General features: G+C 27.4%; 18 protein-coding genes. 11 read left to right on the top strand and 7 right to left on the bottom strand.

Translation table 11 applies throughout. From position 1 onward, the window contains the following. Position 1 precedes the first annotated feature (1 nt). Positions 2 to 793 carry an exodeoxyribonuclease III gene (locus CRV01_RS04595; protein WP_129007061.1) on the top strand — a complete coding sequence of 264 codons (792 nt, stop codon included), beginning with the start codon at positions 2 to 4 and terminating at the stop codon, positions 791 to 793. A 3-nt stretch (positions 794 to 796) separates the two neighbouring features. Here CRV01_RS04595 and CRV01_RS04590 read toward each other — a convergent pair whose 3' ends face one another. Beyond that, positions 797 to 2,119 (bottom strand): HNH endonuclease, encoded by a 1,323-nt coding sequence (locus tag CRV01_RS04590; RefSeq protein WP_129007060.1) that lies wholly within the window; start codon positions 2,117 to 2,119, stop codon positions 797 to 799. Positions 2,120 to 2,367: 248 nt separating this feature from the next. On the opposite strand from CRV01_RS04590, the gene CRV01_RS04585 reads away from it, so the two are divergent. Continuing rightward, complete coding sequence (locus tag CRV01_RS04585) at positions 2,368 to 3,399, top strand: cytochrome-c peroxidase (RefSeq protein ID WP_129007059.1); 1,032 nt, start codon at positions 2,368 to 2,370, stop codon at positions 3,397 to 3,399. On the opposite strand, the gene CRV01_RS04580 is transcribed toward CRV01_RS04585, so the two are convergent. The 4 genes from CRV01_RS04580 to CRV01_RS04565 are packed head-to-tail and all read right to left on the bottom strand — an operon-like array spanning position 3,396 to position 5,867. After that, on the bottom strand, positions 3,396 to 4,283 hold the full coding sequence (locus CRV01_RS04580; RefSeq protein ID WP_258238311.1) for a radical SAM protein: 888 nt from the start codon (positions 4,281 to 4,283) through the stop codon (positions 3,396 to 3,398). The genes CRV01_RS04585 and CRV01_RS04580 overlap by 4 nt on opposite strands. After that, complete coding sequence (locus tag CRV01_RS04575) at positions 4,280 to 4,705, bottom strand: phosphate-starvation-inducible PsiE family protein (protein WP_129007058.1); 426 nt, start codon at positions 4,703 to 4,705, stop codon at positions 4,280 to 4,282. The genes CRV01_RS04580 and CRV01_RS04575 overlap by 4 nt, the downstream gene beginning before the upstream one ends. 16 nt (positions 4,706 to 4,721) lie before the next feature. Next, the gene (locus CRV01_RS04570) at positions 4,722 to 5,588 is read right to left on the bottom strand and encodes an ADP-ribosylglycohydrolase family protein (RefSeq protein WP_129007057.1); all 867 of its coding nucleotides are present in this window, start codon (positions 5,586 to 5,588) and stop codon (positions 4,722 to 4,724) included. A 12-nt stretch (positions 5,589 to 5,600) separates the two neighbouring features. Then, positions 5,601 to 5,867, bottom strand: a complete 267-nt coding sequence (locus CRV01_RS04565; RefSeq protein WP_129007056.1) for a DnaJ domain-containing protein — start codon at positions 5,865 to 5,867, stop codon at positions 5,601 to 5,603. 233 nt (positions 5,868 to 6,100) lie between these two features. On the opposite strand from CRV01_RS04565, the gene CRV01_RS04560 reads away from it, so the two are divergent. The 9 genes from CRV01_RS04560 to CRV01_RS04520 all read left to right on the top strand — a co-directional run bounded on the left by CRV01_RS04560 (position 6,101) and on the right by CRV01_RS04520 (position 15,104). Further along, a complete protein-coding gene (locus CRV01_RS04560) occupies positions 6,101 to 8,086 on the top strand; it encodes a methyl-accepting chemotaxis protein (protein WP_129007055.1) in 1,986 nt (661 codons plus the stop codon). A 121-nt stretch (positions 8,087 to 8,207) separates the two neighbouring features. Beyond that, positions 8,208 to 8,684 (top strand): J domain-containing protein, encoded by a 477-nt coding sequence (locus tag CRV01_RS04555; protein WP_258238310.1) that lies wholly within the window; start codon positions 8,208 to 8,210, stop codon positions 8,682 to 8,684. A gap of 12 nt (positions 8,685 to 8,696) precedes the next feature. Then, the gene (locus CRV01_RS04550) at positions 8,697 to 9,194 is read left to right on the top strand and encodes a SprT-like domain-containing protein (protein ID WP_129007054.1); all 498 of its coding nucleotides are present in this window, start codon (positions 8,697 to 8,699) and stop codon (positions 9,192 to 9,194) included. A gap of 130 nt (positions 9,195 to 9,324) precedes the next feature. After that, on the top strand, positions 9,325 to 9,801 hold the full coding sequence (locus CRV01_RS04545) for a glutathione peroxidase (RefSeq protein ID WP_129007517.1): 477 nt from the start codon (positions 9,325 to 9,327) through the stop codon (positions 9,799 to 9,801). Beyond that, on the top strand, positions 9,802 to 10,491 hold the full coding sequence (locus CRV01_RS04540; protein ID WP_129007053.1) for a choline/ethanolamine kinase family protein: 690 nt from the start codon (positions 9,802 to 9,804) through the stop codon (positions 10,489 to 10,491). Between the two features lie 62 nt (positions 10,492 to 10,553). Then, positions 10,554 to 11,486: a hypothetical protein gene (locus CRV01_RS04535; RefSeq protein ID WP_129007052.1), complete on the top strand. Its 933-nt coding sequence runs from the start codon at positions 10,554 to 10,556 to the stop codon at positions 11,484 to 11,486. 62 nt (positions 11,487 to 11,548) lie between these two features. Further along, positions 11,549 to 13,402, top strand: a complete 1,854-nt coding sequence (gene uvrC, locus CRV01_RS04530) for an excinuclease ABC subunit UvrC (RefSeq protein WP_129007051.1) — start codon at positions 11,549 to 11,551, stop codon at positions 13,400 to 13,402. A gap of 3 nt (positions 13,403 to 13,405) precedes the next feature. Next, entirely contained in the window at positions 13,406 to 14,428 is a 1,023-nt protein-coding gene (locus CRV01_RS04525) for an alanine racemase (RefSeq protein ID WP_129007050.1), read from the top strand. 10 nt (positions 14,429 to 14,438) lie between these two features. Beyond that, positions 14,439 to 15,104 carry a tetratricopeptide repeat protein gene (locus CRV01_RS04520; RefSeq protein ID WP_129007049.1) on the top strand — a complete coding sequence of 222 codons (666 nt, stop codon included), beginning with the start codon at positions 14,439 to 14,441 and terminating at the stop codon, positions 15,102 to 15,104. A 3-nt stretch (positions 15,105 to 15,107) separates the two neighbouring features. Here CRV01_RS04520 and CRV01_RS04515 read toward each other — a convergent pair whose 3' ends face one another. Together CRV01_RS04515 and CRV01_RS04510 are read right to left on the bottom strand one after the other, a co-directional pair. After that, positions 15,108 to 16,079, bottom strand: coding sequence for a zinc transporter ZntB (locus tag CRV01_RS04515; RefSeq protein WP_129007048.1), 972 nt, complete (start codon positions 16,077 to 16,079; stop codon positions 15,108 to 15,110). A 52-nt stretch (positions 16,080 to 16,131) separates the two neighbouring features. Beyond that, positions 16,132 to 16,465, bottom strand: a 334-nt coding sequence (locus CRV01_RS04510) for a 2OG-Fe(II) oxygenase (RefSeq protein ID WP_164970014.1), incomplete at its 5' end; no start/stop codon positions are given.

Below are 16,465 nucleotides of genomic sequence, written 5' to 3'. Positions count from 1 at the left end.
TTTGGCGAAACAAAATTATAAATTTATTTCATGGAATGTAAACGGTATTAGAGCAGTTGACAAAAAAGAAGCTCTAAAATGGGTAGATGAAGCAAATATTGATATTCTTGGATTACAAGAAACAAAAGCACAAGCAGAACAAATCCCAGACACTATTTTTGATAAAAATTATAAAAACCTACATGTATCAAGTTCTGCTATAAAAGGAAGAAGTGGTGTTGCACTTTTTACTGATTTACAGCCACACTTTACTTGTAACTGCCCTACTGTTGATATTCTTGATGAAGGAAGAATCAACGAAGCTCACTTTAAACTTGGAAACAAAGAAATTGCATACTTTAATGTATATTTCCCAAATGGACAATCAAAAGAAGAAAGACTTACTTATAAAATGGAATTTTATGATAGATTTTTAGAGCATTGTGAAAACTTAAAAAAAGAAGGAAAATCTATCATAGTATGTGGTGATGTAAATACAGCTCATACTGAAATCGACCTAGCAAGACCAAAAGCAAACGAAAAGACTTCTGGATTCTTACCTATGGAGAGAGAGTGGATTGATAAGTTTTTAGCCCATGGATATGTTGATACTTTTAGACATATAAATGGTGATATGAAAGATTCATATAGCTGGTGGAGTTATAGAGCAAATGCAAGAGCAAATAACGTTGGCTGGAGAATTGATTATTTCTATGTAAGTGAAGACTTAAAAGATAGTATCAAAAATGCCTATATTATGGCAGAAGTAATGGGAAGTGACCATTGCCCTGTTGCTTTAGAAATAGAGTTATAAGAGCTAATTGCTCTTATAAAATATATTTATTCTATGATATCTCAAATATTCTTTCATCTTTTTTGATATCTCAAAGCCTAATCTAAATTTTTTATCAATTCTTATTTTATTAAAATCTTCTTTTTTAATTTTTTTTGAAATAATAATTTTGCCATTATCATCAAAAGAAATAAAACCTCTATCAAATAATTTATCATGTATCACACACAAAAGTAATCCATTGTTTTGGTAATCTACTTTTTCATCACTATTTGATTTACTCCATGGTTTAATATGACTAGCGACTAATAATTCACTATGTTCTATTCCACATATAGAACAAGTTTTAAATATTGATTGAAGTTGGTTTCTAAAATATGATTGTCCAATTCTAGCCTTAATCAATGATTCTCTTTCCCTTTCTGATAAAAAATCTATATCTAAATCAGTTATGTAAGGAGGCGTATTAACTTGTTTTAACCTATTGCTAACTGAAGTAGATATTTTCTTATCAATTTCCCAAATGTTAAAAGGTTCGTCATAGAAACCATTATTACTCATGTTTAATTGATTTCTTATATATAATAAATCTATATCTAATTCTTTTAAAAACTCACTTTTTATAGAACCCAAATAATAAGTAATAATTGACTTTTTATCTCCATAACTTAATATTGGTTCATATTTTTTTGGATAAAACAAATATAATAAAGCATTTCTTGAAACAAAACTATGAATTACTTTTGAATGAAATTTTTTTAAATATATTACATCTTTAAATTTAATGTTTTCAATAATTTCAGAATAGTTACATTCATTTTCAAATATTTTTTTCAAGAAAATATAAATGAAATTCATTTCATAATACATATTAGTATTATAAGCTACTGAATTAATTATTCCATTTGTACAAATATTTTCATTAACTATGATATTTAAATTAATATTATTCAAAACTTTCTTTATTTTGGAATCAGAAGAATTAGATGTTTTATCCTTTTTAATAACATCAAAGTCTTTTAGATAACAATTTAAATAAAAGTTTATTCTATTAATTTTATTGTCAGTCTGCCTAAATAAATCATATAAATAGTATATATTTGTAAAAAAAAGATTAAAGCTTTTTGAGTTACTCATACCTTTGATAATTTGATCCCTATACTTTGCTTGATTTGATCTATCACTATTATCATAACCTTTAATAATTTGATTTTCATATTCTTTTATATTTTTATGATTAAAAACTTTTTCTCCAGTAAAGTAACACCTTTTATTAAGTATAAATTCTTTATGGAACTCATTAAACCTTTCTAAATTATCTCTTTGGTTAGTATTATATATAGCCATTAACTACCTTTATTCAAATTTAATAATCATATCTTTTCTTTGTCACATCTTGGTCACACATTTAAGAATAATAACAATTTAAATTACATTTAATAAATAATGGTTTTACTTATAAAAAGTATCAATACAAATTATCTACCTTAATAAAAGATTAATTTTATTCAATAATAAAGATATTTTATTTACTTTAATTTTCAATTAATAAAAATTATCCTATGATTTTATTTATCTACTAAAAGGAGAGAATAATGAAAACAAAATGTGTAGTTTTAAGTTTAGCGTTAGTAGGTGTAAGTGCATTCGCTTCAAGTGATATGCAACTTATAAACAAAGTAAAAGAAGCAGGTGTTAAAGCAATACCTCAAAGTCAGTTAGAAGTTTTAAAACTTGTAGATGACCCAAACAATCCAATTACTGAGAAGAAAGTTGAGTTAGGAAAGAAGTTATACTTCGAACCAAGACTATCAAAAAGTGGTCTTATTTCATGTAATACATGTCATAACTTAGCTATGGGTGGAGCCGATGGTGTAGCAGCGGCTGTAGGACATAAGTGGACTCCAAATCCAGCTCACTTAAACTCGCCAACTGTTTATAACTCAGTTTTAAACAAAGTACAGTTTTGGGATGGAAGAAGTCCTCACTTAGAAGATCAAGCACAAGGACCTATTCAAGCTGGACCAGAAATGGCAGCACCAAAAGATTTAGTTGTTGCAAGAGTTACTTCTATGCCAGCATACGTTGAAGAGTTTAAAGATACTTATGGAGATGATGTAAAAATCGACTTCAAACTTATTGCAGATACAATTGCAGTATTTGAAAGAACATTAGTTACTCCATCAAGATTTGATGAGTTTATGCACGGAGATTTAGATGCTCTAACTCCTGCTGAAAAAGAAGGTTTAAATCTATTTGTGGACAAAGGCTGTGTATCGTGCCACAATGATATAGGTTTAGGTGGAACAATGCAACCTTTCCAAGTAGCAGAAAAATATAAATTTGCTTCTTTAGGTGGTTTCCAAGGTGATAAAAATGGTATGGTAAAAACACCAACACTTAGAAATATCGAAGAGACAGCACCATATTTCCATAATGGAGCTATTTGGTCACTTGCAGATGCAGTAAAAGAGATGGGTTCTGTACAATTAGGTATCAATATCTCTGATGATGAGTCTTCTAAGATTACTACTTTCTTAAAAGCTCTTACAGGTGATAAACCAGATATTTCATATCCTCAGTTACCAGTGAGTACTTCAAAAACTCCAAAACCTGATATGAACTAAAAACCTCTTAAAAACATTGGTCTTAGCATAGAAGAGTCTTCTATTGCTAGGCTCAATGTATGAATTAAATCCTCTTTATTTCTAGGAAGTGTTCCTTTTAAAGGCAAGGCATTTGAAGCATGGTTTGACCGAAAAACTATAGGCTTTTTAGGATTAATTAAAGTTATCAATTTTTTTTGTTCTTCTAACATATCTTTATCATCACAAAAAATAAATTCACTATTTTTCTTTTCAAATCTTTTGAAAAAATTATCCTCTTTTGTACTTGTAAGTCCAAGTTGCAAAGTAGATAGATAATTTATATGTTCACATTTATTGATAAGTTTCGCACTATCTTCAATATGCTGTTTTGATAGCTTTTTACCACCAAGTCCTAAAATAAGAGTTGCTGATATTTTCATATTTGCTTTTGTCGCTTTATTTAAACCTTCCACCATTTTTTCTGGATTCATAGGTTTATTTACATATTTTAACAACTCATGATTTCCACTTTCTATTCCATAATAAACCAAAGATAAACCATGTTCTCTTAAAAGATTTAACTCTTCTTGTGATTTTTGTAAAAGATTATAAGGACTTGCATAAGAAGAGACTCTTTGAAGTTTTGGAAAACTCTTTTTTAAATAAGTTAAAACCTCAACTAAAAAAGAAGTATCACAAGCTAAGGCATCACCATCTGCTAAAAATACTCTTCTTTCGTCAGAGTAAATAGACATACTATCTATGTCTTTAAATATTTCATCTAAATTTCTAGTTTGGAAAGTTTTTGTTTCATACATAGAGCAAAAGCTACACTTATTGTATGAACAACCAAGTGTAACTTGTATTATTATTGAGTTTGCCTCTGCTGGAGGTCTATATACAGGTTCATGATAATTTATCATACATAATTATCTGTTTTTTTTATCTTATCAATTAAATATTTAGGAGCTGTTTTTACCGATAAATATCTTACTAGGAATAAAAACAAAATCACCCCTGAAATAATCATAATATTATAGTTTAAACTACTTGACCAAAGTGCTTCAATAGAGTCTATTTTTTCATTGTTAATTTTTACAAGATTTACTATTAATTCTCTTAAAGCTAAAATAATAAAGGCATCAACTAAAAAAGATATTACAACTCTTTGCTCTCTTATATAGTTTATAACTGCTCTTACTATTTCTAGATAAATAATAAAGTACAACATATAGATTATAAATTCTAACATCAGATTTAATGATAAAGCTACAAAAAATAATGCAGTAGCAAAAAGAATTTCTATATAAAATTTATCTTTAAAAAACCGCATAAATCTTCTCATCTTTGTCCTTTTCATTTTATATTATTGTTACTCTAATATTCAGCCATGAAGGTGGTATTTGGCTTATTTTTTTATCTTCTTGTGCCATAAATATTAATGTTGCTAACATTGCTCTTGCACTTGTTTCTCCACCTGCTTTTGCATTGCAAATAAGCATTTCTTTTAAATTATCGTATTTGCTTAAAAGATGTATTACACCTTGAAAACCACCATTTATATCACAAGCAGGTCCAAAATTTCTTATTGCAGTTGTGCTATCTTCATTTTTAGAGTTAATTCCTGCATTTATATAACTTTGTATTTTTGAATCAAACTCTTCTTTTAACTCATCAATAGCTTTTAAAATCTCTTTTCCTTCTAAAACCTCAACTAAAAGTTTTGCAAAGAATTTAGAAGCAATTAAAGCTTCATTTGAGTTGTGAGTTACTTGTACAAAGTTTTCTACATTTTCTAAGAACTCTTTTTTATCTTTTGATACAAGTAATAAAGGAGCTATTCTTCCAACTATTGATAAATCAGTAGAAGAAGAACCTGTTGGGAATACTCCTTCATTGATATTTGCTAAAGTATCCTTTGTAGCACCATCAATATAACCATTATAACACTGCATTCTATCAAACCAATATTTTGTGTACTCTTCAGTATTAAAGTTTTCTTTATTTTGTAAAAAGTTATATAGCCAAACTAATTGATCACCATAATGAGTAAATTCACCTGCTTTTTTACCTTTGTGCCATAATGCTTTTGCATCATTTAACTCATTCCAATCAACATTAAGATTTAATAATAGTTTCTCATCATAAACCCAATGTGCCCCTAAAGAGTAAGCATCAGCAACCAAAGTGCTTAATATTAACTCTTTTGTATTTTTAATATCATTCATACAAGTCCCTTATTATTTATTCCAATTTTTGTAGTTGGTAAATGGAGGAAATTGAGCTTTAAACTCTTCTTCATCAAATGAATATTTAAAAGAATCAATATAATTATTTAAAAGTTCGTAAGCCTCTTGTAGTTGTTGAAATTTTTCATCACTTCCTTCTTCTGTATCAGGATGTAACTTTTTTGACAACTTTAAATACTTTTGTTTTAACTCTTTTTTTGAAGTTCCTGTTAAAATCCCAAAAAGATCTACAGCTTTTTCAAACTCTTCATAATCCATATAAATTCCCTATATTACATTAATCTATTATATTATAATCATACTTTATAATTATTAATTTTTTATTAAAATTATTGTTAATTATTTTAGACTTACTAGATAAATGATATTTATTATTAATATCTAAATTAAAAGAACTATATAGTCGTATTTTGGGATGCATTTAAGAGGAATATTTAATATATTATTATATTATTGTGACAATTATTACAAATGTGACAAAAAGGACGTTAATGTTTTCAAATATTTCGACAAAAGTTAAATTATTGGTTTTACCAATTTTATTTCTTTTTATAACGATTATTGCGGGTAGTATCTATACTTACTACAATGGTGTACTTAAAATAAAAGATACAAATGCAAAAATAACAGATGAAATGACACAGCAAGTACTTACTGGAAGAATCACTGTATATCAATTTTTAAGACTCCCTACAAGTGACAATGCCCAAAAAGTAAGAGATAAATTCTCTGTTATTAATGACCAAAGTTCAAAACTTCTAAAAAACTTAGAATTAGAAGAAGATATAAAGTTAACAAAAGAGATACAAAACTTAAGTAAAGAGTATATTTCATTTTTTGACTCTTTTGCAAATTCAAGAATCAATGATTATTCAAATGGAATACAAGAAGAAAGTCAAGAGATTTTACGTGACATGAAGAAAATGGTTTCTATTGGAATTGAACTTGAAAAAAAACTAGAAGAGATAAATATTCATGCAAAACAAGAGAGAACAGAAGCAGAGAATACTCAAACAATGCAACTTTTAATTGTAGGAATTATAGCTTCTATTTTATTTATTGGTATGGCATTAACATTAATTAGAAGTATCTTATCAAATCTAGATAACTTTCAAAGAGGTCTTATTTCTTTCTTTAACTATTTAAATAATGAAACAGATAATGTAGAACTATTAAATGACAAAAATCATGATGAATTTGGTTCTATGGCAAAAGTAGTAAACAAAAATATTGAAAAAACAAAACAAAATATTGATCAAGATAGAAAAGTTATAGATGAATCAGTAAGAATTTTAACAGAATATGAACAAGGTGACTTTAGTTCTAAGATTAAGATTAATTCTTCAAATGAAGCTTTAAATGACTTAACAAAAATGATTAATCATATGAGTGCAAACTTAGAAAAGAATGTTGATTCTATTTTAAAAGTACTTGGTGAATACTCAAACTCTAATTACAGAAATAAAGTGCCTACAACTGGAATAAAAGCACACTTAGAACAATTAGCAAGTGGAGTAAATAATTTAGGAGATAGTATTTCTGAATTATTAAAAAAATCTTTAGAAATTGGACTTGCTCTTGATAGCTCTTCTGACATACTAATTGAAAATGTTGATACTCTAAATGACTCTGCTAATTCTGCTGCTACTTCATTAGAAGAAACAGCTGCTGCTTTAGAAGAAATTACAAGCACAATTGTAAGCAATGGACAAAACATCCAACAAATGAACCAATATACAGATGACCTAAACTCATCTGCAAAACAAGGACAAAACCTTGCACAAAAAACTACTTCTGCAATGGAAGATATTACTGAACAAGTAACATTGATTAATGAATCGATTTCTATTATTGATCAAATTGCTTTCCAAACAAATATTCTTTCACTAAATGCAGCAGTTGAAGCAGCAACTGCAGGTGAAGCTGGAAAAGGTTTTGCAGTTGTAGCAGCAGAAGTAAGAAACCTAGCTAGTAGATCAGCTGAAGCAGCTAAAGAGATTAAAGATTTAGTTGAAAATGCAACAAGTAAAGCAAATGAAGGTAAATCTATTAGTGCTGATATGATTACTGGATATAACTCATTATTAGAAAATATAAATAACTCAACAGAAAAAATCAATGAAATTGCAAATGCAAGTAAAGAGCAAGAATCTGGTATTACTCAAATTAATGATGCAATTAACCAATTAGATAAACAAACTCAAGAGAATGCTTCTATTGCAAACAAAACTCATGATATTGCAATTGATACAGATAGAGTTGCAAAAGAGATTGTTGCAGATGCTCAAAGCAAAGAGTTTATTGGAAAAGAAAATGTAAATATTAAAAAAGAAGTAAGTTCTAAAGCTAGTTTAAGTACACATACAAGTGAAATTAAAACTAAAAAACCAACTGAAACAAAAGTAGAAAAAACAACTAATAAACATAATACTTTTAAAGCAGAAAAAAGCAATGATGATGAATGGGAATCATTCTAAAAAATTTAAATAAAAAGGTATGAAATTCATACCTTTTTATAATCTACATTTTTGATAAGCAAATACTTCACAATAAAATACTATAATACCCACAAAATTTATAAATAATAGGATTAATATTTTGGCACAACTTATAAGTAGTCTTATAAAATGGGCAATATTCTTTGGAATTTTGTATTTAATATTTACTAATTTTGGAACATTTTTAATCATTATATTCACACTAATTGCAATTGGATATTACATAGTTTATCAATTTAAAAAGAAATTAAGAGAAGCTTCTGGAAATAATGCTCACTTCAAATTTACTTTCAATGGACAAGATTTTTCTCAAGCAAATGGAGCAAATAACTTTAACTTCAATGATTTTCAAGAACAGTTTAGAAATGGAAACTTTCAAGGTGCGACTTCATCTTTTGGTGAAGTATCAAAGGCAAAAGAGTTTTTTGGATTTACAAGTGATCCAACAAAAGAAGATATAAAAAAAAGATATAAAGAACTAGCTAGAAAATATCATCCAGATATCAATGACCATGGTGATGAGCTAATGCAACAATTAAATCACTACAAAGATGTTCTTTTAAAAGCCTTTCCTTAGAAAGGTTTTTTTGTGTTTTTACAAAGACTAAAACTATTTTTTACTTCAATCACAATTTTAGGAACAATATTTTTAGTCTATTCAATATACAACACTCACAAATTTAAAACTTCTGATTTAGATGAAAAAACAAAAAATAGAATCACACATAAAATTCTTTATCTACAAAGTTTAGCCTATAAAAAATTTGGAATAAAAAGAAAGATTCCAATTAAAGTCTCTAATAAAATGCCCTCTAATCTTTTTGGGGCAGCAACCTTAAATCAAAAAGGAGAAATAGTAATATTTCTAAATAAAAAGAGATTTAAAGAGAGTGTTGATTATATGATTGATGATGTTTTACCCCATGAATATGCCCATGCTTTAATGTTTGTATTTGGGGATGTAAGTAAAGAAAATGGTGGACACTCTAAAAAATGGCAAGATATTTGTTTAGCATTAGAAGGTAAAAGGTGCAATAGGTTTGTTGACTACAATGATGTGATTTTTGATAAAACAAATTTATTTTAAAACAAAAAACCACTACAAAATGATATTTATTTAGGTTAAAATACAAAAAAAAGGATTTAGAATGTTTTTTAAAACTATCATTTCTTTAATGATTTTTTTATCACTAACACTATTTGCAAAGGATAAAGATATGAGTATTTATGATTTAAAAGTAAAAGATATAAAAGGAGAAGAAGTCTCTTTATCAAAATATAAAGGCAAAGTTTTACTTATTGTAAACATTGCTAGTAAATGTGGTTTCACTTCTCAATATGAAGGATTAGAAAATCTATATCAAAAATATAAAGATAAAGACTTTATGATTTTAGGGTTTCCTTCAAATCAATTTGCCAATCAAGAGCCAGGAACAAATAAAGAGATTGAAGATTTTTGTAGATTAACTTTTGGAGTTGATTTTGATATGTTTGCAAAGATTGATGTAAATGGAGAAAATGAAGACCCACTTTACACATACCTAAAAAAAGAAGCTTCAGGGATATTAGGTACAGAAAGTATCAAATGGAACTTTACAAAATTTTTAGTAGATAAAAATGGGAAAGTTATTGATAGATTTGGTTCTGCAACAACACCAGAAGCTATAGAAGAGGATATTTTAAAACTTCTATAGATGGTAAAAAAGTTAAAAAATCAAGGGCTTTGTAACGAAGTTTATAAAATAAAAAAAGAAGAAAAAGATTTTATATTACGAGTTTTTAAAAAAACTCATAGTGTGAATATAAATAGAAAACAAGAGTTTAAAATACAAAAAAAAGCATACAATAAAGGTATTGCTTCAAAACCTGTTTATTTAAGTGATAAGTTTATGACTTGTCACTTTTTAAAAGGAGTTCATAAAAATAAACTTTCAAAAAAAGATATTAAAACTTTAGCTAAATCCTTACAAAGACTTCATAAAATTAAATTTAACCAAAAAACCAACTTTTTAGAAAATGAGTTTAAAAGCTATAAAACTCTATTAAAAGATGAAAAATCAAAAAAAATTATAAAAAAATCCCTTAAAAAGCTTAGAAAAAATAATAAAAAAAAGGATTTAGTCTTATGTCATAATGACTTAAATAAAGAGAATATTATTTTTGATAATAAAGCATATTTTATAGACTGGGAATTTGCTTCTATAAATAATAGATTTTTTGATTTAGCAACTCTGTGCATAAAATATAATTTTTCAAAAGAAGAAGAGAAAATTCTTCTAAGCTCCTATTTTCCATTTATAAAAGAAAAATATTACAGAACACTAAAAAATTATAAAGTTATTTGTAAAAATTTTTGGAAACTTTGGTTTAAAACAAATTTTTAAATTTTTTTTTAATATATTTCAATATACTTTCGCTAATGAAACTATTAAAAAAAAGCGAGCAAATGAAAAAAAAATTAACTTTCATAATTACACTATTTACCCTTTTAACTCACCCTATCCTTGCAAACACAACTACACTACCAACACAAGTTGAAAAAGAAGAAAAGATAGTAGTTCAAAAAGATCCAATAAAAAGTGAAGTTCTAGTAGGTTTTTATGGAAGACCGTACACACCTTCTTTAGGTATTTTAGGAGAAAGCCACATTGACAATGTTGTAAAAAAGCTTAAAGAGAAGAAAGCATATTATGATAAAGAGTTAGGTGAAAACTTTGATGTAAAACTAGCATTTCATTTAATATATGGTTTAGCAACACGAGATCCAGGAAAAGACAATGATTATATAATTAATTTACCTCATAGAACTGTAATGAAATATATAAAAAGAGCTCAAGAAGAAGGTTTTGCAGTAATTATTGATTTACAACTTGCTGTTTATACTCCAAAAGAAGCTTTAAAACCAGTTTTAAAATATTTAAAATATGATAATGTTCACCTAGCATTAGACCCAGAGTTTAGAATTCCTAAACATAGAAAATATCCTCCAGGTAAATATATAGGTCATATTTTTGGAGATGAAGTAAATGAAGCACAAGAACTTATTAGTAATTATTTGATTGAAAATAATATATTAGAAAAGAAAAAACTAATAGTTCATATGTTCCATAAAAGAATGTTAAGAAAAAAAGAGTTAGTTAAAAACTATGACAATGTAGAATTAATATACAACATTGATGGACATGGTATAGGAGGAATAAAAGTTCAAATTTATAATAACCTTTATTCTCAAAATGAATCACTTATTGCAGATAGTGGATTCAAAATATTTTATAAAAATGATAAAAAACCTTTAATGACTCCTAGACAAATTTTAGGTTTAGAAGCAGTTGGTTCTAGAAATATAAAAAGACAACCTTATTATATAAACTATCACTAAAACATAATTTATGAAATAGTTTTTAGCTATTTCATAAAGCTACTTTTAGATAAAATTCACAAATGAATTTAGAAGAAAAACTCAAACAACTTCCTAACGAAGCAGGAGTTTATCAATATTTTGATAAAGATGGGCACCTACTTTATATTGGTAAAGCAAAAGTACTTAAAAATAGAGTAAAATCTTACTTTAAGTTTACTCCTACACTACAACCAGCTGAAAAACTTGGTCCTCGTATATATAAAATGATTACAGAAGTAGTCTCTTTAGAATGGATAGTTGTACCAAATGAACATGAAGCCCTTATATTAGAAAATTCACTTATCAAACAATTAAAACCTAAATACAATATTCTTTTAAGAGATGATAAAACCTATCCATATATTATGATAGACAATAGTGAACTCTTTCCTAGGCTTGAAATTACAAGAAGAGTCCATAAAAGCAATAATATAAAATATTTTGGTCCCTATTCAACAGGGGCTAGAGATATGCTTGATTCAATCTATGAAATAGTTCCTTTAGTTCAAAAGAAGTCTTGTATAAAAGGTAAAGAGGCTTGTCTTTTTCATCAAATTAAAAAATGCCATGCTCCTTGTGAAGGTAAAATCTCAACTGCAGATTATGCAAAACTAATTGATGAAGCTTGTGAATATATCTATAATAAAAACAAACTAATAAACAAACTTAATGAAAAAATGTTGCAATATTCAGAAGAGTTTAGATTTGAAGAAGCAATGAAACTAAGAGATAGAATTAAGACTATTGAAAAGTCTCAAATAAAATCAGGAATTGACTTAGCTTCAAATGAAGATTTAGACCTTTTTGCAATAAAAGCTGGTACTAAAAAAGGTGTCGTAGTACGTATGTTTATTAGAGATGGTAAACTAACTTCTTCATCTCATGACTTTATTAAACTTGACTTTTTAGAAGATAATAAAGATATTGATTTAAATGAAGCTTACCAAAGAGCTATTATCAATTATTATGATAATGAAATTCCTCTTTTGCCAAAAGAGATTTTAGTAGCACAAGAACTAGAAGATAAAGAAGAGATAGAGAAGTTCTTAAAGGAAAGGTTTGATAGAAATATAAAAATAGTTAATCCTAAAAAAGATAAAAAGAAATCCTTATTAAATATCGCCTTAAATAACTGTGATGAACTACTTAGAATTGAATCATCTAAAAATCAAACAACTATTTATGAGGAATTAAAAGAGTTATTTACCTTACAAACCCTTCCATATATAATAGAGAGTTTTGATAATTCACATATGATGGGACAAGCTACAGTTGGAGCTATGATTGTTTGGAATGAAGAGCTTAATGCTTTTGATAAAAAACAGTTTAGACACTATAATTTACAGTCAAAAGATGAATACTCTCAAATGAGAGAAATGCTAATGAGAAGAGTTGAAAGTTTTGAAAAAGTAAGTCCTCCTGATTTGTGGGTTATTGATGGGGGAGAAACTTTATTAAAACTTGCATATGATATTGTTCAATCTGTTGGAGTAAATCTTGATATTGTAGCTATTGCAAAAGAAAAAGTAGATGCAAAAGCTCATAGAGCTAAAGGTGCTGCAAAAGATATAGTTCATTTCAAAGAAAAAACTGGAGTAATTAGAAGTTTAAAACTAAAACCTAGTGATCAAAGGCTACAATTTATACAAAGACAAAGAGATGAAGCCCATAGATTTGTAATAAACTTTCATAAGAAACAAAAAAGAAAAGAAGACAAACAAGTTTCATTATTACAAATAAAAGGTATTGGTGAAGCAAAGGTTAAAAAACTACTTTTATATTTTGGAAGTTTTGAAAAAATAAAAGAAGCAAATATTGAAATGTTAAAAGAAGTTCTAAATGAAAAAGATGCTATTTTACTATATAATTATTTCCATGACGAAAAGGAAAATTAAACCTTGCCTAAAATCATTTTAAACAAAGAAAACTACTTCCACAACCTAAAAATAATTTCTGAACATGCTGGTTCTAAAGATAAAATTGCTGTTGTTTTAAAAGACAATGCCTATGGTCATGGACTTTTTGAAATTGCATCAATGGCAAAAGAATTTGGAATAACAAAAGCAGTAGTAAGAACCCATGAAGAAGCTAAAAAAGTTGAGACATTATTTGAGCAAATCTTAATTTTAGCTGATACTAATTTTCACAACTATTCACATACTTTTCACATAGTAGTGAATAGTCTTGAACAACTTGAAAAAGTACCCGAAAAAACGAATGTTCACCTAAAAGTGGACACTGGAATGCATAGAAATGGTATTTCACTTGAAACTCTAAAAGAGGCTATTCATGGTACTTTAAGGAAAAATTTAAACTTGACTGGAATTATGACTCACTATAGAAGTGCTGATACTTTATCATGTGAATTCTTTTGGCAAAGACAACTTTTTAGCCAAGTAAAAGCTTTGGCTGTGAACACATGTGAAAAACTTTTTTTGCCCATTCCTATGTTTCATTCAGCTAACTCTTCAGGTTTATTTAGATTTAAGAATTTCGATGAAGATTTTGCTCGAGTTGGCATAGCTCAATATGGATATTTAGATACAGATTCTATTTTTGATAACCCAAAATTAAAACCTATAATGTCTCTTTGGGCAAATAGGATTTCTACAAGAAAAATAACAAAAGGACAAAGAGTTGGATACGGTGGTATTTTTACTGCAAAAAGTGAAATAAATATATCAACATATGATATTGGATATGGAGATGGCTTTTTAAGATTAAATGGAAAAACACCATATAAAACTCCTAATGGTTATGAAATTTTAGGTCGAGTATCAATGGATAACTGTTCTATTAATTCAACAGATGAAGAAGTATGTATTTTTGATGATGTTAGACAATTAGCAACAATACATGATACAATATCTTATGAAATAACAACAACACTTAATCCTAATATAGAAAAACAGATTAAATAAAAGAGTAACAATGAAATACCTAATCTTAACTATTTTGATTACAAGCTTTGCCTTTAGCCTTAGTTTTGAAGAAGTAAGAAAAATAGAAGAAGAACAAGGTGTTTTAAAAGCTCTTAGTTCTTATAGAGTTTTAGCAAAAAGAGATGACACAGAGTCTATTTATAGACTTGCAACTTTTTATTTAAAAGGAAAAGGTGTACAAAAGAGTATTTCTACGGCTAAAACCTTTTTAGAACAAGGTAGTTTACTAAACCATCATAAATCAACTTATCTTTTAGGGAAACTTTATATTACAAAAAGATCACCCTTTTTTAATGAGAAACTAGCCTTTAATACTTTTTTAAAAGCTGCTAATGAAGGTTATGCTCCAGCACAAAATATGATTGGTCAATTCTTAGCCACTGGAATTGCTGTAGATAAAGACTATAAGTTAGCAATAAAATATTTTGAACTTGCTTCAAAGCAAGGTTATGAAGATGCAAACTGCAACTTAGCCTTTATGTATGCTAATGGAAAAGGTGCCTTTCCAAACTTTGGAAGAGCACATCAATTTGCTAAAGATGGAGTAAAAAAAGGAAATAAAAAGTGTATTAAAGTTTGGGAAACTTACAATCTTGAAAAATATGACAAAGACAAAGGTTGGAAGTTTAACTTTTATACTAAACCAGCAAACTAGGCTTTAAATCCATTTATTCCTTTTTAATAAATAAAACAATCCTACTCCCATTGCACTTAAAGCTATTGTAAAAAACATAAAGGCATCTTTGTTTTCTGTTCCAGGAAGACCTGCTACATTTATTCCAAAAAGTCCAGTTAAAAAACCAAGTGGCAAGAAAATTGCTGAAATAATCGATAAAACATACATTCTTTGGTTCATTTGTTCACTCATTTTACTTAGTATTTCTTCTTGAATTAAAGTCACTTTATCATTTATTGAATCAAGTTCTTCAACATATCTAATTAATTGATCAGTAATCTCTCTTAACTGTATTCTATCATGTTCACTTATCCATGAAATTTTGTCACTATAAAGTTTATGCATGGCTTCTTTTTGAGGAAATAAATATCTTCTTAAACTTATTGCTTCTCTTCTAATTCTTGATATTTCAGTTCTTACTTGAGCATTATTTGAAGATATAACCATTTCTTCTATTTCACTTGCTCTATCTTCTAAATCATTCATAGTTCCTTCCATTCTAGAAGTCAACCTATCAGTTAAGTCTATTAAGAACTCTGAACTATCTAAAGGACCTTTATTTTTATTAAAACTATTTATTATATCTTGAACAGAAAGAAGATCTCTTTTTTTAGTGCTTACTATTAAATCTTTTGAAATAAAAAGCCTAATTGAAATCATATCTTCAGGGTCAGAATTTGGATGAAGATTAACTCCTCTTAAAGCAAGCAAAATAGAGTTATCTAAAATAGTTGTTCTAGGTCTTGTCTCAGACGTAAGTAATGCATCAATAGCCACTTCATCAATACCACTTACATTGGTTATCCATTCAATTGCTTCTTCACTAGAATAATCAAAATGAACCCAAAGTAAGCCTTGAGTTTTATTATAACTTTTTATCTCTTCATAAGATAAACTTTTTGCTCCACCATTTTTATCTAAAAGCAATGCATGTGATAATCCATTAGTATTCATAAACTAATCCTATAACAAAAGATTTTATCCTTACATTATATAATAGTTCCTATTATGAAGTGATTGCATCATGCCATTGAACTAAACTTAACCTATATCCATTTTCTACTTTTAGAACTTCATGGGTGAAAAAAGGGTTACTTAAAAAAACAATCATTTCCCCTGCTTTTGGTTTGTACTTAATAGGATTACCTTCTTTATCAAAAAGAAAATTGAACAATAATTCTCCTCCACTAAAAGTATTAAAATCTTCTTTTTCAGAACATGAAGAGGCAAAGAAAACAGTTGTAAGTTTTCTATTTATTGCAACATTTTTAAAACCTACTAGTTCATCATCTTTTACAATCATATTAGAATCATCACTATGAGCTTTGTAAAACGAACCT

It is taken from the genome of Arcobacter sp. CECT 8983 (assembly GCF_004118855.1).
In the GTDB taxonomy this organism is placed as follows: domain Bacteria; phylum Campylobacterota; class Campylobacteria; order Campylobacterales; family Arcobacteraceae; genus Halarcobacter.
This window is presented reverse-complemented; position numbering and strand designations above follow the sequence as displayed.